Source organism: Kitasatospora sp. NPDC093679, assembly GCF_040683455.1.
GTDB lineage: Bacteria > Actinomycetota > Actinomycetes > Streptomycetales > Streptomycetaceae > Kitasatospora > Kitasatospora arboriphila.
The window spans coordinates 1-17684 of the sequence record NZ_JBFBDW010000086.1 but is presented as its reverse complement, the minus strand read 5'-3'; the positions used below and the strand labels follow the sequence as shown (position 1 = coordinate 17684).

At 74.1% G+C, this 17684-nt stretch carries 17 protein-coding genes; 8 read left to right on the top strand and 9 right to left on the bottom strand.

Translation table 11 applies throughout. The features are described from left to right. Positions 1-118: 118 nt before the first annotated feature. From AB0O09_RS37310 to map, 3 genes are all read right to left on the bottom strand, one after another. Complete coding sequence (locus AB0O09_RS37310) at positions 119-664, bottom strand: hypothetical protein (protein ID WP_363549888.1); 546 nt, start codon at positions 662-664, stop codon at positions 119-121. A 59-nt stretch (positions 665-723) separates the two neighbouring features. Then, positions 724-1374 (bottom strand): thioredoxin family protein, encoded by a 651-nt coding sequence (locus AB0O09_RS37305; protein WP_363549886.1) that lies wholly within the window; start codon positions 1372-1374, stop codon positions 724-726. 146 nt (positions 1375-1520) lie between these two features. Then, the gene (gene map / locus AB0O09_RS37300) at positions 1521-2366 is read right to left on the bottom strand and encodes a type I methionyl aminopeptidase (RefSeq protein ID WP_363549884.1); all 846 of its coding nucleotides are present in this window, start codon (positions 2364-2366) and stop codon (positions 1521-1523) included. A 134-nt stretch (positions 2367-2500) separates the two neighbouring features. Between map and AB0O09_RS37295 the strand changes: the two genes are divergently transcribed. Further along, entirely contained in the window at positions 2501-2734 is a 234-nt protein-coding gene (locus AB0O09_RS37295; RefSeq protein ID WP_363549882.1) for a hypothetical protein, read from the top strand. A gap of 30 nt (positions 2735-2764) precedes the next feature. On the opposite strand, the gene AB0O09_RS37290 is transcribed toward AB0O09_RS37295, so the two are convergent. Beyond that, positions 2765-4105, bottom strand: a complete 1341-nt coding sequence (locus AB0O09_RS37290) for an MFS transporter (protein ID WP_363549880.1) — start codon at positions 4103-4105, stop codon at positions 2765-2767. Positions 4106-4224: 119 nt separating this feature from the next. Beyond that, on the bottom strand, positions 4225-4812 hold the full coding sequence (locus tag AB0O09_RS37285; protein WP_344626195.1) for a hypothetical protein: 588 nt from the start codon (positions 4810-4812) through the stop codon (positions 4225-4227). Positions 4813-4859: 47 nt separating this feature from the next. Between AB0O09_RS37285 and npdG the strand changes: the two genes are divergently transcribed. Both npdG and AB0O09_RS37275 read left to right on the top strand, forming a co-directional pair. Further along, a complete protein-coding gene (gene npdG / locus AB0O09_RS37280; protein ID WP_363549878.1) occupies positions 4860-5561 on the top strand; it encodes an NADPH-dependent F420 reductase in 702 nt (233 codons plus the stop codon). 164 nt (positions 5562-5725) lie between these two features. Then, entirely contained in the window at positions 5726-5923 is a 198-nt protein-coding gene (locus AB0O09_RS37275; protein WP_344626197.1) for a hypothetical protein, read from the top strand. Positions 5924-5933: 10 nt separating this feature from the next. Here the strand turns inward: AB0O09_RS37275 and AB0O09_RS37270 are convergent, their stop codons facing one another. After that, a complete protein-coding gene (locus AB0O09_RS37270; protein ID WP_363549876.1) occupies positions 5934-6743 on the bottom strand; it encodes a site-2 protease family protein in 810 nt (269 codons plus the stop codon). A 165-nt stretch (positions 6744-6908) separates the two neighbouring features. Between AB0O09_RS37270 and AB0O09_RS37265 the strand changes: the two genes are divergently transcribed. Then, entirely contained in the window at positions 6909-10286 is a 3378-nt protein-coding gene (locus AB0O09_RS37265) for a BTAD domain-containing putative transcriptional regulator (RefSeq protein WP_363549873.1), read from the top strand. 22 nt (positions 10287-10308) lie between these two features. On the opposite strand, the gene AB0O09_RS37260 is transcribed toward AB0O09_RS37265, so the two are convergent. From AB0O09_RS37260 to panB, 3 genes are all read right to left on the bottom strand, one after another. Further along, positions 10309-11124 (bottom strand): ABC transporter permease, encoded by an 816-nt coding sequence (locus tag AB0O09_RS37260; protein WP_363549871.1) that lies wholly within the window; start codon positions 11122-11124, stop codon positions 10309-10311. Beyond that, complete coding sequence (locus AB0O09_RS37255) at positions 11121-12131, bottom strand: ATP-binding cassette domain-containing protein (RefSeq protein ID WP_363549868.1); 1011 nt, start codon at positions 12129-12131, stop codon at positions 11121-11123. The genes AB0O09_RS37260 and AB0O09_RS37255 overlap by 4 nt, the downstream gene beginning before the upstream one ends. Before the next feature lie 192 nt (positions 12132-12323). Beyond that, positions 12324-13190, bottom strand: coding sequence for a 3-methyl-2-oxobutanoate hydroxymethyltransferase (panB, locus tag AB0O09_RS37250; protein ID WP_344626202.1), 867 nt, complete (start codon positions 13188-13190; stop codon positions 12324-12326). Between the two features lie 277 nt (positions 13191-13467). On the opposite strand from panB, the gene AB0O09_RS37245 reads away from it, so the two are divergent. The 4 genes from AB0O09_RS37245 to AB0O09_RS37230 all read left to right on the top strand — a co-directional run bounded on the left by AB0O09_RS37245 (position 13468) and on the right by AB0O09_RS37230 (position 17590). Further along, positions 13468-15066 (top strand): MFS transporter, encoded by a 1599-nt coding sequence (locus tag AB0O09_RS37245; protein WP_344626203.1) that lies wholly within the window; start codon positions 13468-13470, stop codon positions 15064-15066. Positions 15067-15089: 23 nt separating this feature from the next. Beyond that, positions 15090-15761 carry a TetR/AcrR family transcriptional regulator gene (locus AB0O09_RS37240; RefSeq protein ID WP_344626204.1) on the top strand — a complete coding sequence of 224 codons (672 nt, stop codon included), beginning with the start codon at positions 15090-15092 and terminating at the stop codon, positions 15759-15761. A gap of 186 nt (positions 15762-15947) precedes the next feature. Next, positions 15948-16943, top strand: a complete 996-nt coding sequence (locus tag AB0O09_RS37235) for an endonuclease/exonuclease/phosphatase family protein (protein WP_363549864.1) — start codon at positions 15948-15950, stop codon at positions 16941-16943. An 80-nt stretch (positions 16944-17023) separates the two neighbouring features. After that, entirely contained in the window at positions 17024-17590 is a 567-nt protein-coding gene (locus tag AB0O09_RS37230) for a maleylpyruvate isomerase N-terminal domain-containing protein (RefSeq protein WP_363549861.1), read from the top strand. The last annotated feature ends 94 nt before the right edge of the window (positions 17591-17684 follow it).

Sequence of the window (17684 nt, the reverse complement as noted above, 5' to 3'; positions counted from 1 at the left end):
GGGGGGGGGGTGGGGGGGGGGGGGGGGGGGGGGGGGGGGGGGGGGGGGGGGGGGGGGGGGGGGGGGGGGCGCCCGCCCGGGGGGGGGCCCGGCGCCCCCCCCCGGGGGAGGGTGCCGGTCAGCCGCTCGGCGAGGCCGGGCCGGGGCCGGCGAACCGCACCGAGGTGCCGTCGACGGTGGCCTCGACCGGGTGGGCGTCCACGGGGAACAGGCAGCCCTTGGTCTCGCTGCAGGCGGCGTACCCGACCAGGACGGTGGCCGGGCCCTGCGTGGTCCGGTGCACCGGCAGGGTCACGGTGACCGGGCCGTCCGGATAGACCGGCACCGGCGGCAGCCCGCCGGGCAGTTGGAGGTCGTGCACGGCGGCGCCGGTGGTGGGCCGCGCGCTCTGCTCCAGGCCGCCGCGCAGCTTCAGCGAGATCGGCCGTCCGATGCCGTCGACGCCGCCGGGCGGCAGGTCCAGGCTGTAGAGGTGGTAGCCGGCCGCGGTGGGGGTGAACACGGCGGTCAGCGTGCCGGCCGTGCCGTCCCACCGGTCGACGGAGAGGTCGACGGTGACGCCGTTCTCGGTGAAGCTCGCCGAGGGCGGCCGCTGTGCCGGGCCGCCGGTGGAGGCGCAGCCGGCGGCCGGGCCGAGCAGCAGCCCGGCCGCGAGCGCGGCCACCGAAGCCCGGACCGGCCTGCCCCGACGGCCGCCCTGACGGTGCGGCGGCCGACGCGCCGTCACTTCGCCCACTGGCGGAGGAAGCCGTCGAGGCCGGTCTCGGTCAGCTTCGGCAGGCCCGTCCGGTTGGTGTTGGTGACGACCGTGTTCTTGGCGTCGACGACGATGATCACGGGGGTGCTGAAGCCGTGCGAGCTGTCGTAGCGGCCGAGGATCGCCATGTTGGTCCGGTTGTTCTCCAGGTCGATCTTCACCACGTGGTAGGAGGCGTCCAGGGTGCTGCGGATCCGGCTCTTGGCGAAGAGCCCGTCGACGGCCCGGCAGACGCCGCACTCGTTGGTGCCGAAGTCGAGCAGCACGCGCCGGCCGTCGGACTTCGACAGGGCGAGCGCCGCGTCGATCTCCTTCTGGGCGTTCGCGGACGGGTTGTAGCCGGCCAGCGAGACCCGCTTGGTCGGGGCGGCCGAGGGTGACGCGGACGCCGTCGCCGAGCGGGTGGGCGTCGCGCTCGCGGAGGGGCTCGCCGTGGTCGGTGCGGCCGTGGTCGGGCTCGGCAGCGGCGAAGGCAGGTCCTGGGCGGGCGCGGCGTCGCTCACCGGTGCGGCGGCGGCCGCGGCGTCGGAGGAGTCGGCCGGTCCGCAGGCGGCCAGCGAGGCGGCGGCGGTCAGCGCGGCGAGGACGGCTCCGAGGGATCTGCGGTCGAGGCTCATGGACGGTGCTCCCGGGGGCGGTGCCGCCCGGAGGCCCGGGGGAGGGCGGGAGGGCGGCGCGAGGGTGGGTGGTGCTCTTGCCCTGGGAGACCGCACCGGGGGCCGCGGATAACGGAAATCCGCGGCCCCGTCCGTCCCGTCGCCGACTACGGGAGGGTGAGGATCTCCGCGCCGTCGGCGGTGACCACCAGGGTGTGCTCGAACTGGGCGGTCCGCTTGCGGTCCTTGGTGACGACCGTCCAGCCGTCCTCCCAGATGTCGTAGTCGTAGCTGCCCAGGGTCAGCATCGGCTCGATGGTGAAGGTCATGCCGGGCTTGATCACCTCGGTGGCCCGCTCGCTGTCGTAGTGCGGGACGATCAGGCCCGAGTGGAACGAGGTGTTGATGCCGTGGCCGGTGAAGTCGCGGACGACCCCGTAGCCGAAGCGCTTCGCGTAGGACTCGATGACCCGGCCGATGACGTTGATCTGGCGGCCCGGCTTGACCGCCTTGATCGCCCGGCCGAGCGCCTCCCGGGTGCGCTCGACGAGCAGCTTGGACTCCTCGTCGACGTTGCCGCACAGGTAGGTGGCGTTGAGGTCGCCGTGCACGCCGTGGATGTACGCGGTGGCGTCGATGTTGACGATGTCGCCGTCCTGAAGGACCGTCGAGTCCGGGATGCCGTGGCAGATCACCTCGTTGATCGAGGTGCAGATCGACTTCGGGAAGCCGCGGTAGCCGAGGTCGGACGGGTAGGCGCCGTGGTCGCACATGTAGGCGTGCGCGACCGCGTCCAGCTCGTCGGTGGTCACGCCCGGCGCGATGAGCTTGGCCGCCTCCTCCATCGCCCGGGCGGCGATCCCGCCGGCGATCCGCATCTTCTCGACCGTCTCGGCGCTCTGCACCTCCGGGCCGGTGTACGGCGCGGGCGCGGGCCTGCCCACGTACTCCGGGCGCGCGATGTGCGCGGGAACCTTGCGGGTGGGGGACACGGTGCCGGGTACGAGAGCCATGCCGCGAGTCTATCCGTCGGCCCCTCGCCGACCCGGCCGTGCGGGCGGGTGCGGGGCGGGGGGTGCGCCGTGTGTACGGGCGCGGCGCCGGGAAAGGATCACCCCGGACGACGAAGCGAACAGGAGCAGCTCACATGCCCATGGGATTCGGCCGCAAGGCCACCGGGAAGCCCGGCGAGTGGTTCTACTGCATCAAGCACGGCAAGGTCGAGGAGGGCCCGGAGTGCCCGGCCAAGGACCGGCTCGGCCCGTACGCCACCCCCGGCGAGGCCGCCGCGGCGCTGGAGATCGCCGCGGAGCGCAACCGGGAGTGGCAGAACGACCCGCGTTGGCACGACGGGCCGCCCGAGGGCGCCGACGAGGACTGAGCGGGCGGGCCCGCCGCGGCCGATCCGCCGTCAGACCGCCGGCACCGGCTCCCGCCCGCCGGCGTCGCGGTCCTCGGCCGCGGCCCGCACGGCCGCCGCGTTGGGGTCCGTCCGGTCGTCGTAGGCGAGCAGGCTCGGCAGGGCCACGGCCAGCAGCGCGACACCCAGTACGCAGACCGCGCCGCCGCTCCAGACCGCCCCGCGCACACCGATCAGCCCGGCCGCGCCGCCGGCCCGGACCTGGCCCAGCTGCGGGCCCACCGAGTAGCTGAGCAACTCCACCCCGGCGAGCCGGCCGCGCAGTTCGTCCGGGATGGACTGGTTCCACAGGGTGGAACGCGCGATGCCGCTGATCTGGTCGGCGCCGCCGGCCGCGGCCAGGCAGAGCAGCACCAGCCAGATGTCGCCGGTCACACCGGCGAGCGTCATCGCGGCACCCCAGCCGAGGGCGGCGAGGACGAGCATCCGCCCGTGCCGGTGGATCCGGGAGGTCCAGCCGCTGGTCGCCGAGACGGCCAGCGCACCGGCCGCGGACGCGCCGTACAGCAGGCCGAGCGCCCAGCCGGCGTCCAACTCGGCGGCCAGGAACGGGAAGATCGCCACCGGGAAGGCGAACAGCATCGCGCAGACGTCGATCGCGTACGTGCCGAGCAGGTCCTTGCGGCTCCACGCGTACCGGACACCGGTCGCGACCGCCCGCAGCGAGGGCCGTTCGGCGCCGGACGGCGGCGGCACCGCCCGGATCCGGGCGAGCAGCAGCAGCGAGACGCCGAAACTGGCGACGTCCAGCGCGAAGGCGGTCTGCACCCCGGCGACCGCCACCACCACACCGGCGAGCGCCGGCCCGGCCACCGAACCGACGTTCCGGTACAGGGAGTTCAGCGCGAACGCGGCCGTCAGCTGCTCGTGCGGCACGATCCGCGGGGTGAGCGAGTCCAGCGCCGGGCGCTGCAGCCCGTCCACCGCCGCGACCAGCGCGGCCACCACGTAGATCGGCCACAGCAGCGGCTGCGGCAGCAGCGCGTTGACCAGCAGCAGCGCGCTCAGCAGGCCGAGCCCGGCCTCCGAGAGCAGCACCAGCCGTCGGCGGTCCATCGCGTCCGCGAGCGCCCCGCCCCACAGGCCGAACACCACCAGCGGCACCAGCTCGACCGCGCCGACCAGGCCCACCTGGAAGGAGGAACCGGTGAGGTCCTTGATCTGCAGCGGCACCGCGACGTAGGTCAGGAAGCTGCCCAGGCTGCTCACGCAGCCGGAGCTCCAGAGCAGCCGGAAGTCCCGCGAGCTGCGCCACGGGGCGGTGTCGGGGAGCAGTCCGCGCAGGGCGGTGCGCAGCCGTTTCGGGAGTGGTGGGGGTGGTACGGACGTCACGGTCGGCCATCCTCGGTCGGCCGGGCGCGCCGGGCAACCGATTTACCGGCCGTACACCACCGATCGCCGCACCGCTCTCCGTGCCACCGGTCGTCGCGCGGCCGGTCCGCGGGACCGGATCACCAGCGCAGCACCGGCGGCGCGACCAGGCGTTCGGCGAGCCCGGCCAGCCGGCTGCGCAGCCCCCGGGCGGGCCGCGCCGAGGCGGCCGCGCCGACCAGGTGCTGCACCAGGTCGAACGGGCCCTCGCCGGCCACCGGCACCGCCAGCCGCTCGTGGGCGAGCGCGCCGAGTTCGGCGTCGCCGGCGTCCAGGGCGAGCACCGTGGCGCCGCCGCGCCGGGCGTCCTCGACCCGCTCCAGCAGCCCCTGGCCCGGTTCGTGCGGCGCCACCACCAGCACCGTGCTGCCTCGCGGTGCCTCGCCGAGCCGCCGCAGCCCGTGCGCCAGGTGCGCCGGGGCCGCCGCCGGGACCTCGTGCCGCACCAGCAGCGGGGCCAGCCCGGCGACGCCGCAGTGCGCCGCCTCCTCGTCCAGGTGCGCGGCCAGGTGCCACGGTTCGTAGCGCTCGGTGCCGACCAGCAGCAGGCCCGCCGCGGTGCGCCGGGTGACCGATCGGTGCAGCGCCCCGCCGAAGGCCCGGGTGACGTCCAGCAGGCCGGTGCCGGCCAAGGTCGCGCTCAGTGCGGAAAGTCTCACCGCGTCCATGCGGCACAGCATGGAGGAGCGGCCGGTGCTTTGGCAGGATCTTGTCCATGACGCAACCCGAATCGGTGAATCCCGCCGCCGCGGCGGCCCCCGCTCCGCCCGACGTGTCCTCGCTCGTCGTGGGTGTCCTCGGCGGCACCGGCGACCAGGGCCGCGGCCTCGCCTACCGGCTGGCCAAGGCCGGCCAGCAGGTGGTCATCGGCTCCCGGACGGCCGAACGGGCCGTGGCCGCCGCCGAGGAGCTCGGACTCGGCGTGCGCGGCGCGGACAACGCGGCCTGCGCCCGGGAGAGCGACATCGTGATCGTCGCCGTGCCGTGGGACGGTCACGCCGGCACCCTCGCGGCCCTGCGCGAGGAGCTCGCCGGCAAGATCGTGGTGGACTGCGTCAACCCGCTCGGCTTCGACAAGCAGGGCGCCTACGCGCTGAAGCCGGAGGAGGGCAGCGCCGCCCAGCAGGCCGCCGCCCTGCTGCCGGACTCCCGGGTGACCGCGGCCTTCCACCACCTGTCGGCGGTGCTGCTGCAGGACGCATCGATCGAGGAGATCGACACCGACGTGATGGTGCTCGGCGAGGACCGCGCCGCCACCGAGATCGTGCAGGCGCTGGCCGGGCGGATCCCCGGCATGCGCGGCATCTTCGCCGGACGGCTGCGCAACGCCCACCAGGTCGAGTCGCTGGTCGCCAACCTGATCTCGGTGAACCGCCGCTACAAGGCGCACGCCGGTCTGCGGATCACCGACGTCTGAGCCGTTCCGGGAGGGGACCAACGGCCGCCACAGGTCCCCTCCCGCAGGTCCGGACGACCCGCGGGAGGGGGTCTCGGCCCCGGCGCGGGCACCGGTCGGTGAGAATGGGGTGTCCGCTGCCGCCGGCGCAGGCCGGCGGTGCCCCCACCCAGGAGAGTCCCGCCATGCCCCGCAACGCCCTGCTCGCCTCGATCGTCCTCGTGCTCGCCGTGACGGCCGCCGTCGTCTCCTTCGTCGAGGGCAACTGGTTCGGCGTGATCTGGGTGCTGATGGCCGGCGTCGCCTCGAACATGGCCTGGTACTACATCCGCAAGGACCGCCAGGACCGCGCCGCGGCCGCCCGGGCCGAGCAGCAGCTCTGAGCCGGCGGGGTCACTCCCAGAAGCGGAACAGGAACTGCCCGACCACCGGGTAGGCCTTGGAGACGCCGAACAGGTCGGTGATCATGAAGACCAGGTCGGAGAACCAGCGGCTGGCCGCGGTCTGCCAGAAGATCACGAACACCGCGAGCATGCCGTACGGCGCGAACGGCTCGATCGCGCGACGGGTCTTCAGCGACAGCCAGGGCTCGACGATGCCGTAGCCGTCCAGCCCGGGCACCGGCAGCAGGTTCAGCAGCGCCGCGCTGACCTGCAGGAACGCCAGGAATCCGAGGGCCGCGGGGAAGGCCGAGACGATCAGCTCCTGGCCGTTCAGCACCGCCGGGTGCGCCGGGTCGTCGAACACCCCGGAGCTCACCAGGACGAGCAGGCCGATGCCGATCACCACGTTCACCAGCGGGCCGGCCGCGGAGATCAGGCTGTGCTTGACCCGGCCGCGGATCCGGTGCCGCTCGATGTACACCGCGCCGCCGGGCAGGCCGATCCCGCCCATGATCACGAAGATCACCGGCAGCACGAAGCTCAGCAGCGCGTGCGCGTACTTGAACGGGTTGAGCGTCAGGTAGCCCTTGGCACCGATGGTGATGTCCCCGCTGTGCAGGGCGGTGCGCGCGTGCGCGTACTCGTGCAGGCAGAGCGAGACCATCCAGCCCGCCACCACGAACAGGAACACCCCGAAGCGGGGATTGCCGAAACCGCTCACCACCGCCCACGCGGAGGTGGCCAGGGTCGCGAGCAGCACCCAGAAGACCGGGCTGATCCGGCTCTCCTCGCTGCGGCGCTGCGTGGTGGCGAAGGTCATGGTGCGAAAGCTCCGTGGATGGCCGGGGGCGGGCAGGGGACGATCATGCCGCGCGGCTCGCGACCGCGACAAGCCGTCACCGAAGAACGCACCGCACCCGCCCACGGTTCCACCGGTGCGAATATCCGTGCGCCCGCCACGCTGCCCGTCGACCAGAATGGGCCCGTGCACTACGGCATCCTCGGCACCACCACCGCCCACCACGACGACGGCACCCCGGTACCGCTCGGCGGCGCCCGGTTGCGCGCCCTGCTGGCCGCGCTCGCCCTGCGCCAGGGCAGGCCCGTCCCGGCCGACCTGCTGGTGGACGAGGTGTGGGGCGACGAACCGCCGCAGGACTCCTCCGCCGCCCTGCAGACCCTGGTCGGCCGGCTGCGCCGCACCATCGGCCGCGAGGAGATCGGCTCCGGGCCGGCCGGCTACTGGCTGACCGGCCGCACCGACGCCGACGACTTCCTGCGGCTCGCCGCCGACGGCCGCCGGGCGCTCGCCGCCGGCGACCACCGGGAGGCCGCCGAGCGGCTGCACAGCGCGCTCGCCCTGTGGCGCGGCCCGGCCCTCGCCGACCTGCCGGACCGGGCCGGGCCCGCCGTCCGGCTGGAGGCCCGGCGCGAGGAGGCCCGCCGGCACCGGATCACCGCCGACCTCGCCCTCGGCAACACCGCCGACCTCACCGCCGAGCTCGCCGAACTCTGCGAACTGCACCCCCTCGACGAGCAGCTGCACGCGCTGGCGATCCGCGCCCTGCGCGCCGAGGGCCGCACCGCCGAGGCCCTGCAGCGCTACGAGGACACCCGCCGCATCCTGGCCGACCGGCTCGGCACCGACCCCGGCCCGGAGCTGCGCGCCCTGCACGCCGAACTGCTGGCACCCGCACCGGCCGCGCCCGTCCCGGTGCCCGCCGCCGTGCCCGCCCCGGCCGCCGGCACCCGGGCCGTCCCGGCCGCTCCGGCCGTGCCTGCCGCTGCTGCCGTCCCGGCCGGCAACCTCCGCCCCCGGCTCACCAGCTTCGTCGGCCGGGACGGCGACCTCACCGCCCTCGGCCGCGCCCTGACGGTGGGTCGGCTCACCACGCTCACCGGCCCCGGCGGCTCCGGCAAGACCCGGCTCTCGGTGGAGGCCGGCCGCGCCGCCCAGCACGGCGGCTCCTGGCCGGACGGCGTCTGGATGGTCGAGCTCGCCCCGCTGGAGGACTCCCTCGCCGTCCCCGGCGCGGTGGCCGCCGCGCTCGGCCTGCGCGAGACGGTGCTGCACACCGGCGGCGCCGTCGCCGAGGTGATGGACGCCCGCCGCAGCGACCCCGTCCGCCGACTGGTCGAGCACTGCGCCGCGCGCCGGATGCTGCTCGTCCTCGACAACTGCGAGCACCTGGTGCAGGCCGCCGCCGAGCTCGCCGACCGGCTGCTCGCCGAGTGCCCCGGGCTCACCGTCCTCGCCACCAGCCGGGAGCCGCTCGGCGTCCCCGGCGAAGCGGTGCTGCCGGTCGAGCCGCTGCCCGACCCGGCCGCGCTGCGCCTGCTCGCCGAACGCGGCGCCGCCGCCCGGCCCGGCTTCGACCCCGCCGAGGACCCGGAGGCCTGCGCCGAGATCTGCCGCCGCCTGGACGGCCTGCCGCTCGCCATCGAGCTCGCCGCCGCCCGGCTGCGCGGCCTGACCCCGCGCCAGCTCGCCGACCGCCTCGACGGCCGGTTCGCCCTGCTCACCGCCGGCTCCCGCACCCTGCTGCCCCGTCAGCAGACGCTGCGCGCCGTCGTCGACTGGAGCTGGGACCTGCTCGGCGAACGCGAACGCGCCGTGCTGCGCCGGCTCTCCGTCTTCGCCGGCGGCTGCACCCTGGAGGCCGCCGAACAGGTCGTCGCCGACGGCACCCAGGTGCGCCGCGAGGACGTCGCCGACCTGCTGCTCTCCCTGGTCGACAAGTCCCTGGTGGTTGCCGACCTGGAGAACGGGCCGCGCTACTGGATGCTGGAGACCATCCACGAGTACGCCGCCGAGAAGCTCGCCGAGTCCGGCGGCGACGGCGCCGCGCTGCGCCACGTCCGCCACTACCGCGAGCTCGTCCGGATCGCCGACTTCCACATGCACGGGCACGAGCAGGTCGTGCGCCTCGCCGAGCTCGACGGCGAGCAGGAGAACGTCCGGGCCGCGCTGCGCACCGCCGCCGAGCTCCGGGACGAGGAGGAGCTGCTCGTCCTGGTGCTCGGGATGAGCTGGTTCTGGTCGTTGCGGGACAACCGCCGGGAGGCCCGCGAGTGGTACGACGCGGTCTGCGCGCTCGGCCCCGACGCCTTCGCCGACGACGCGCCGCGGCCGGTGCCGCTGGAGGACGGCCCGCTGGACGCACCGCCGCCGCTGTCGCAGGAGATGCTGGACGAGGCCCGTCGGCAGGCCCACCTGCACCGCCTGATCGACCAGTTCACCGGGAACATGGCGGCGATCGGCGACCCGGCGGTGATCGAGCTCGCCACCCGGGTGCTGGCCACCTACACCCCGGACCTGCCGCAGTCCTACCGGTTCCCCGCGCTGCTGCGGGTGTTCGCGGTCTTCCTCTCCGGCGAGCTGGACCGGATGCGCGACACGATGGACGCCGCCGTCGACGGCTGCCGCCGGTACGGCCGCCCGCTGGACCTCGCCTTCGCCCTGCAGCTGCGTGCCCGGCTGCTCAACGACTGGGTCGGCGGCCTCGATCAGGCCGTCGCCGACAGCGCCGAGGCACTGGAGATCTTCACCCGGCTCGGCAACCGCTGGGGCATGTCCGAGGCCCTCTCCGCGCAGGCGGAGAACGCCGCCAAGCAGGGCGACGGCCGACGGGCGGCCGAGGCCTACCGGCAGGCCATCGAGATCGCCGCCGAGCTCGGCGCCTGGCAGGAGGTGCCGCTGCTGGAGGTCCGGCTCGGCGAGGCGCTGTTCGAGTTCGACGAGGCGGACGGCGAGCGGCGGATCCGGGAGGCGCTGGAGTCCGTCCGGGCCGCCAACCACGCGGCCGACGGCACGATGCTCTACGGCCGGCTGGTGCTCTGCAACATCCACACCCAGCGCGGGGACTACCCCGGGGCACTGGAGGAGCTCGACCGGCTGGTGATGAACAACCAGGCGTTCGGGCCGATCGTGCCGGGGGTGTTCGAGGGCATCGTCGGCTGCATCCGCGGCTGGGTCACCGCCCGGGCCGGTGACGCCCCGCGCGGCCTGGAGCTGCTCGCCGAGGGCCGCCGGGAGATGAAGGGGGTGCCCGGCGGGGCGACCGCCTTCGCCGAGCACATGGCGGTGATGCTGATGCTGCCGGCCACCGGCATCGTGCTGGCCCTCGCCGAGCAGCAGGAGGACCCGCGGCCGGCGGCCCGCCGGGCGGCCGTGCTGCTCGGCGCCCACGACGCCCTGCACGGCAGCCGCGGCTCGTACATGGAGCGCCGGGAGCGCGACCGGATGGCGCAGGTGCTGACCGGCATGCTCGGCGAGGAGGGGTACGCGGCCGGGTACGCCGAGGGCGGCCGCCTCACCCTCTCGGAGGCGGCCGCCCTGATGGACGACCCCGGCGCCCCCTGACGCCGGGTCGAGGTCCTTGCCGTCAGGTCCGCTTGCGGAAGCGGGCCACGGCCAGCGGCGCGGTGACGGCGGTGATCGCCACCGACCAGACGACCACGATCGTCACCGAGTGGGTGAGCGGGCCGCCGTTGATCAGGTTGCGGCAGGCGTCGGCGAGTGCGGACAGCGGGTTGTACTCGGTGAAGGCCTGCAGCCAGCCCGGCATGGTGCTGGTCGGGGCGAAGATCGAGCTGCCGAACTGCAGCGGCATCATGACCAGCATGCTGACGCCCTGCACGGCCTGGGCGCTGCGCAGCGACATGCCGAGCAGCATGGAGATCCAGATGATCGACATGCCGAACAGCAGGGACAGGCCGACCGCGGCGAGCAGGTGCAGGAAGCCGGTCTTGATCTCCAGCCCGAGGACCATCGAGAAGGCGATGAGGATGGTGAAGGAGACCAGGCCGCGGCAGGTCTCCGCGACGATCTTGGAGAGCAGCACCGAGGCCCGGCCGATCGGCAGGGTCCGGAAGCGGTCCATCACGCCGGTCTGGAAGTCGCTGTTGAGTCCGGTGCCGACGGCCATCGCCAGGTTGAGGCCGGTGGTGCCGAGCAGGCCCGGGATCATGTACTGGATGTAGTCGTGCTGGCTGCCGGAGACCGCGCCGCCGAAGACGTAGACGAACAGCACGGTGAAGATGATCGGGATCAGCAGCGCGTCGAGCATCGACTCGGGGTCGGCCTTGATCCGCATCAGGTTGCGGCGGGTCAGCGCGCCGACGTGGCGCAGGTGTCCGGCCGCCCCGATCCGCGGGTCGTCCGCGTGGGCGGTGGCGGGGGCGAGGGTGGCGGCGGTCATGCCACGGGCTCCTTGTCGAGGATCGAGGCGGCGGAGGCGGACGGCTTGCCGGTGATGGCGAGGAAGACCTCGTCGAGGCTGGGGAGCTTGGTGTCGATGCCCGCGATGCCGAAGCCGCGGGTGCCGAGGACGCCGACGACGGCGGTGAGCTGGTCCTCGCCGGTGAGCTGCACGGAGAGCAGCCCGGTGTCGGCGGAGAAGGTGGCGGCGACGCCGGCCTCGTGCAGGCAGCGGGCCATCTCGGGCAGCTCGGCCGGGTGCAGCGGGCGGACCTGCAGGGTCTGGCCGCCGACCTGGGTCTTGAGCTCCTCGATGCCGCCGGCGGCGATCACCCGGCCGCGGTCGATCACGGTGAGCTCGTGGGCGAGCTGCTCGGCCTCCTCCATGTACTGGGTGGTCAGCAGCACGGTGGAGCCCTCGGCGACCATCCGCTGGACCTCGTCCCAGACCTCGTTGCGGGTGCGCGGGTCGAGGCCGGTGGTGGGCTCGTCCAGGTAGAGCACCTTCGGCCGGCCGATCATCGAGGCGGCGAGGTCGAGGCGGCGGCGCATGCCGCCGGAGTAGGTCTTGGCGGGCCGCTTGGCCGCCTCGGTGAGCGAGAAGCGCTCCAGCAGCTCGGCGGCGCGGGTCCTGGACTCCTTGGCCGAGAGGTCGAGCAGCCGGCCGATCAGGTAGAGGTTCTCGTAGCCGGAGAGCAGCTCGTCCACCGAGGCGTACTGGCCGGTGAGGCCGATGGTGCGGCGCAGCTGCTTGGGCTGGCGCAGCACGTCGTACCCGCCGACGAAGGCGGTGCCCGCGTCGGGCTTGACCAGGGTGGAGAGGATCCGGACGAGGGTGGTCTTGCCGGCGCCGTTCGGGCCGAGCAGGCCGAGCACGGTGCCCTCGCGGACGGTCAGGTCGACGCCGTCGAGCGCGCGGGTGGCGCCGAAGGTCTTGACGATGCCGCGGACCTCCACGGCGTGGTTGCGGGGCCCCCGGTCGTTCGGGGCGGTGGCGATCGGTGTCATGTCCCACAGACTGCCCGGGCCCGCTGTCGCCGCTCTGTCGTCCGGCTGTCAGCGCGGGGCGGCCCGCCGTCGTCCGCCCGTCGTCCGCTGTCATGCCGCCGGCACGCCGCCGTCGGCGCCCGGAACGCCGACGGCGCACCCGCCGCGGGGCGGGTGCGCCGTGCTGCCGGGCCGGCCGGTGGCCGTCCGGGGTCAGCTGAAGCTGTGCTCGGGAGCCGGGAAGGTGCCCGCGGTGACCTCGGCCGCGAACTCCCGGGCGGCGTCGCCGAGGACGGCCCGCAGGTCGGCGTACTGCTTGACGAACTTCGGCACCCGGCCGGCCGTCATGCCGGCCATGTCCGTCCAGACCAGCACCTGGGCGTCGGTGCCGACACCGGCGCCGATGCCGACGGTCGGGATCGCCAGCTGCTCGGTGACCTGGGCGGCGAGCTCGGCGGGCACCGCCTCCAGCACCACGGAGAAGGCGCCGGCCTGCTGCACGGCCTTGGCGTCGCGCAGCAGCTGGTGGGCCGCCTCGTCGCCGCGGCCCTGGACGGGGTAGCCGCCGAAGGCGTGCACGGACTGCGGGGTGAGGCCGATGTGGGCCATCACCGGGATGCCGGCCTCGACCAGCAGCTCGATCGAACGGGCGCTGCGCTCGCCGCCCTCCAGCTTCACCGCGCCGACGCCGGCCTCCTTCATCAGGCGGGCGGCGTTGTGCATCGCCTGGGCCGGCGACTCCTGGTAGGAGCCGAAGGGCATGTCGCCGACGACGAGGGCCCGCTTGGTGCCGCGGACGACGGCCGCGGAGAGCATCACCATCTGGTCCATCGTCACTGGGACGGTGTTCTCGTAGCCGAGGTGGCAGTTGCCGGCCGAGTCGCCGACGAGCAGCACCGGGATGCCCGCCTCGTCGAAGACACCGGCGGTCAGCGCGTCGTAGGCGGTCAGCATCGCCCAGCGCTCGCCGTGCTGCTTGGCCCTGGCCAGGTCGCGCACGGTCACGCGCCGGTTGGTGATGCCGCCGTAGAGCACGGTGCCTTCCTGCGACTGGGCAGGCTGAAGCGGAGAAGCGTTCATCGAACAGGCTCCTGAAGGGTTGTCGTCTCGTGGCGCCGTACAGCGTCCCCGGATCTGCTCCCATGCTTGCACGCCGCCCGCCCGCCGCAAAGACCCGGGGCACGGGCCGTCCGTCACGCTCCGCCCGCCGTCCGGCCCGGAACCCTTTACCCAGAGTTTGCGATACGGGTCCGTCTCGTATCGAAAAAGGGGCTACGCTTGAGCCGAACGGGTTACGAGACGCCATCGGCTCGTAAGTCCGCACAGGTCTTTTTCGTACGGACGGGGAATCCACACCATGACCACCGCTGCGCCGCCGCACACGTCCGAAGCAGTCCACCGCCGACGCTGGGCGATCCTGGGCACCCTGATCCTCGCCCTGCTCGTCGTCGTGCTCGACAACTCGATCCTCAACGTGGCGATGAAGACGATCGCCCAGCCCGCCCCCACCGGCCTCGGCGCCAGCCAGAGCGACCTCGAGTGGGCGATCAACTCCTACACCCTGGTCTTCGCCGGCCTGCTCTTCACCGCCGGCCTGCTCGGCGACCGGCTCGGCCGCAAGTGGTCCCTGCTCGGCGGCATGGCCGTCTTCGGCCTCGGCTCGCTGCTCTCCGCGATCGCCGACAGCCCCGGCCAGCTCATCGCCTTCCGCGCGGTCATGGGCCTCGGCGGCGCCTTCGTGATGCCCGCCACCCTCGCGATCATCATGAACGTCTTCGACCGCAAGGAGCAGCCGAAGGCGATCGGCATCTGGGCCGGCGCGGTCGGCCTCGCCATCGCCATCGGCCCGATCACCGGCGGCCTGCTGATCGAGCACTTCTGGTGGGGCTCGGTCTTCCTGGTCAACGTCCCGATCGTGGTCGTCGCCCTGGTCGCCATGTCGGTCCTGGTGCCGAACTCGAAGGACCCCAAGCCCGGCAAGCTCGACCCGATCGGCGTGGTGCTCTCCGTCATCGGCCTGGTCGCGCTGATCTACGGCATCATCAAGGGCGGCGAACTCGCCGACTTCACCGCCCCCGGCGCCTGGGTGCCGATCCTGGTCGGCGTGGTCGCGCTCGCCGCCTTCGTCCTCTTCGAGCGGCGCACCGCCCACCCCGCGCTGGACGTCACCTGGTTCCGCAACCGGGTGTTCTCCGCCTCGGTCGTCGTCATCGGCGTGGTGTTCTTCGCGCTGATGGGCGTCTCCTTCTTCGGCGTCTTCTACACCCAGAGCGTCCGCGGCTACAGCGCCCTGCAGTCCGGCATGCTGATGCTGCCGCTGGCCGCCGCCCAGATGGCCTTCGCCCCGCGCGCCCGGCTCGTCGTCGACCGGTTCGGCGTCCGCGCCACCTGCGCCGGCGGCATGGCCCTGATCGTGGTCGGCTTCCTCGGCTACCTGCTGCTCGGCACCACCACGCCGATCTGGGTCCTGGTCGTCATCGGCTTCGTGATGGGCGCCGGCATGGCCCACGTCATGCCGCCGGTCACCGTCGCCATCATGGGCTCGCTGCCCCGCGAGAAGGCCGGCGCCGGTTCCGCCATCAACAACACCTTCCGCCAGGTCGGCGGCTCGCTCGGCGTCGCCGTGCTCGGCGCGGTGCTCTCCACCGTGTACCGCGACGGCATGAGCGACCACCTCGACAAGCTGCCCGCCGGCATCCGCGAGAAGGCCGGCGAGTCGCTGGAGGCCACCCTCGCGGTCGCCGACCGCACCCGGACGCCGGGCCTGGTCGCCCCCGCCGAGGACGCCTTCGTGCACGCCATGCACGTGGTCGCCGGCCTCTCCGCCGGCATCACCGCCCTCGGCGTGGTGCTCGCCCTGGTGCTGCTGCCCGGCAGGGCACCGGCCGCCCCGGCCGCCGGCCCCGCCGCGGACGCCTCCCCGGCCGACAGCGAGCCGCGCCCGACCAGGGTCTGAGCACGTCAGGAGAGAATGGCGCCATGCACACCGAACCGACCGTCTCGGCATGCGGCGCCGACGAGGACGGCCCCGCCGCGGAGCTCTGCGCCCCGCGCCGGGGCCGCCCGCGCAGCGAGGCCGCCGAACAGGCCATCTTCGCCGCCGTCGAGGACCTGATGGAGTCCGGCAAGAGCCTCTCCGAGCTGTCCGTCGAGCGGATCGCGGCCGCCGCGGGCGTCGGCAAGGCCACCATCTACCGGCGCTGGCCCAACAAGGAGGCCCTGCTGGTCGAGGTCGTCGCCCGGCTGGAGTCGCCGCTGCCCGAGCCCAGCGGCGGCACCGTCCGCGAGGAACTCGTCCGCATGGTCGACTACATGCGCAAGCGCGGCCTCGCCAAGCGCTCCCGCTGGATGCTCAAGTCCGCGCTCAGCCAGATGAATGCCTGGCCCGAGCTGCGCGAGGCCTACCAGGAGCAGGTGGTCAAACCCCGCCGCGAACTCGCCCGGGCCATCGTCCGCCGCGGCGTCGACGAGGGCGTGCTCCGTTCGGACCTCGACGTCGAGCTGGTCTGCGAGATCATCATCGGCCCGATCCTGCTGCGCTCGGTGCTCTGGGACGAGGCCCCGCTGGACGACCCGGACCTCGCGGAGCAGATGGTCGACGCCGTCCTCAACGGGGTCGGTGCACAGCCGTCCGGAGGGCGTTCCCGCTGATCGAGGGCGTGCCGCAACCTTCCGGTGGCTCCCGCGCGTCCATGCCGTCATAGGCTGAGCCGAGAATACGACCGGGCGTGTGCCGGGCGGGTCCCGTGACCCGCCGCACACGCCCGACCGGCGCGGCCGGAAGAGGCACGGACCATCCCGGCGGTACGAGACGCCGGGTGCGGAGGAGCGGGGCGCATGGTGCAGGCGGACGAGGCAGTGGCAGCAGCCGACGGCGCACCGGCCCCACCGGCCGGCGGCCGCCGCTGGCTGGACCCGCGCCGCGGCTGGGTCACCGCCGGCCTCGCCGTCCTCACCGCGCTGCTGCTGGCCTGCCACGCCCTCGTCCCCAACCGCTGGGGCAACCTCGGCAGCCTGCTGGAGACCTTCCTGCCCTGGCTGGGGCTGGCCGTGCCGGTGCTGCTCGCGGTCGGCCTGTGGCGCCGCTCGGCGACCGCGCTGACCGCGGTGCTGCTGCCGGCGATCGTCTGGCTGAACCTGTTCGGCGGCCTGCTGACCGACAAGGGCGGCGGCCGCGGCGACTTCACCGTGCTCACCCACAACGTGGCCGCCGCCAACAGCGACACCGCCGGCACCCTGAAGCTGCTGAACGGCTCCGGCGCCGAGATCGTCGCCCTGGAGGAGATCACGCCGGGCGCGGTCGCCACCTACACCGCGGGGCTAGCCGCCCGGTACCCGTACCACGCCGTGCGCGGCACCGTCGGCCTGTGGTCGACCTACCCGATCGGCGACGTCCACGAGGTCGACATCAAGATCGGCTGGACCCGTGCCTTCCGGGCCGAGGTCACCACGCCGCAGGGCCCGCTCGCCGTCTACGTCGCCCACCTGCCCTCGGTGCGGGTCAAGTCGGAGAGCGGCTTCACGGCCGGCCGGCGCGACCACAGCGCACAGGCCCTGGGCGACGCCATCGAGGCCGAGCGGCTGAAGAAGGTCATCCTGCTCGGCGACCTCAACGGCACCATGAACGACCGCAGCCTGGCCCCGATCACCTCGCAGATGCGCTCCGCGCAGGGCGCCGCCGGCGACGGCTTCGGCTTCTCCTGGCCGGCCGGCTTCCCGATGGCGCGGATCGACCAGATCCTCAGCAAGGGCAAGCTGACCCCGACCGACTCGCAGGTGCTGCCCTCCGACGGCAGCGACCACCGCGCCGTCACCGCCACCTACCGCTACTGACCGGCCCGCCGCCCCCGCCGCCGACGGCGGGGGCGGTGTTCGGGGCCCGCGTCCCGCCGCGCCGTGCGACGATGGCAGGCATGGACGGACGCGACGTGGACCGGGCCCTCGGCGCGGCGCTGGACGTGCTGGTCCTCCACGAGGAGGACGACTGGTCCGTCCAGGCCGGCCCGCTGACCTGGACGTGCCGCGAGACGGCCGTGCACGTCGCGCACGACCTGCTGGCCTACGCCGGCCAGCTCGCCGCCCGGCCCCGCGAGAGCTACCTCCCCTTCGACCTGGTGGTCCGCCGGGAGGCGCCGGTGGACGAGGTGCTGCAGGTCGTCCGGGCCGCCGGCGGACTGCTGGTCGGCGCGCTCGCCGTCAGCGGACCGGAGGCCAGGGCCTGGCACTGGGGCCCGTGCGACCCGTCCGGCTTCGCGGCCATGGGCGTCGCCGAGACCCTGCTGCACACCTGGGACATCACCCGCGGCCTGCGGGCCGAGTGGCACCCGCCGGCCTCGCTCTGCGCCGCGGTGCTGGCCCGGCTCTTCCCGGACGCGCCGGCCGGCGAGCCGGCCGCCGTCCTGCTCTGGTGCACCGGGCGGGCCGTCCTCGGCGGCCGACCCCGGCGCACCTCCTGGACCTGGCAGGCCTCGCTCGGCTGAGAAAGTGTTGGGTAATCGAGTGGTTACTGGTTCTTGAGGTCGTCGGCGAGGCGGCGGGCTGCTTCGGTCTCGATGGGGCCGTGTGGTTCGATCT

Bases quoted from the DNA above. Each gene is read 5' to 3' on its own strand.
- AB0O09_RS37305 (WP_363549886.1), bottom strand. From the start codon at position 1,374: ATGAGCCTCGACCGCAGATCCCTCGGAGCCGTCCTCGCCGCGCTGACC.
- map (WP_363549884.1), bottom strand. From the start codon at position 2,366: ATGGCTCTCGTACCCGGCACCGTGTCCCCCACCCGCAAGGTTCCCGCG.
- AB0O09_RS37295 (WP_363549882.1), top strand. From the start codon at position 2,501: ATGCCCATGGGATTCGGCCGCAAGGCCACCGGGAAGCCCGGCGAGTGG.
- AB0O09_RS37285 (WP_344626195.1), bottom strand. From the start codon at position 4,812: ATGGACGCGGTGAGACTTTCCGCACTGAGCGCGACCTTGGCCGGCACC.
- npdG (WP_363549878.1), top strand. From the start codon at position 4,860: ATGACGCAACCCGAATCGGTGAATCCCGCCGCCGCGGCGGCCCCCGCT.
- AB0O09_RS37275 (WP_344626197.1), top strand. From the start codon at position 5,726: ATGCCCCGCAACGCCCTGCTCGCCTCGATCGTCCTCGTGCTCGCCGTG.
- AB0O09_RS37270 (WP_363549876.1), bottom strand. From the start codon at position 6,743: ATGACCTTCGCCACCACGCAGCGCCGCAGCGAGGAGAGCCGGATCAGC.
- AB0O09_RS37260 (WP_363549871.1), bottom strand. From the start codon at position 11,124: ATGACCGCCGCCACCCTCGCCCCCGCCACCGCCCACGCGGACGACCCG.
- AB0O09_RS37255 (WP_363549868.1), bottom strand. From the start codon at position 12,131: ATGACACCGATCGCCACCGCCCCGAACGACCGGGGGCCCCGCAACCAC.
- panB (WP_344626202.1), bottom strand. From the start codon at position 13,190: ATGAACGCTTCTCCGCTTCAGCCTGCCCAGTCGCAGGAAGGCACCGTG.
- AB0O09_RS37245 (WP_344626203.1), top strand. From the start codon at position 13,468: ATGACCACCGCTGCGCCGCCGCACACGTCCGAAGCAGTCCACCGCCGA.
- AB0O09_RS37240 (WP_344626204.1), top strand. From the start codon at position 15,090: ATGCACACCGAACCGACCGTCTCGGCATGCGGCGCCGACGAGGACGGC.
- AB0O09_RS37235 (WP_363549864.1), top strand. From the start codon at position 15,948: ATGGTGCAGGCGGACGAGGCAGTGGCAGCAGCCGACGGCGCACCGGCC.
- AB0O09_RS37230 (WP_363549861.1), top strand. From the start codon at position 17,024: ATGGACGGACGCGACGTGGACCGGGCCCTCGGCGCGGCGCTGGACGTG.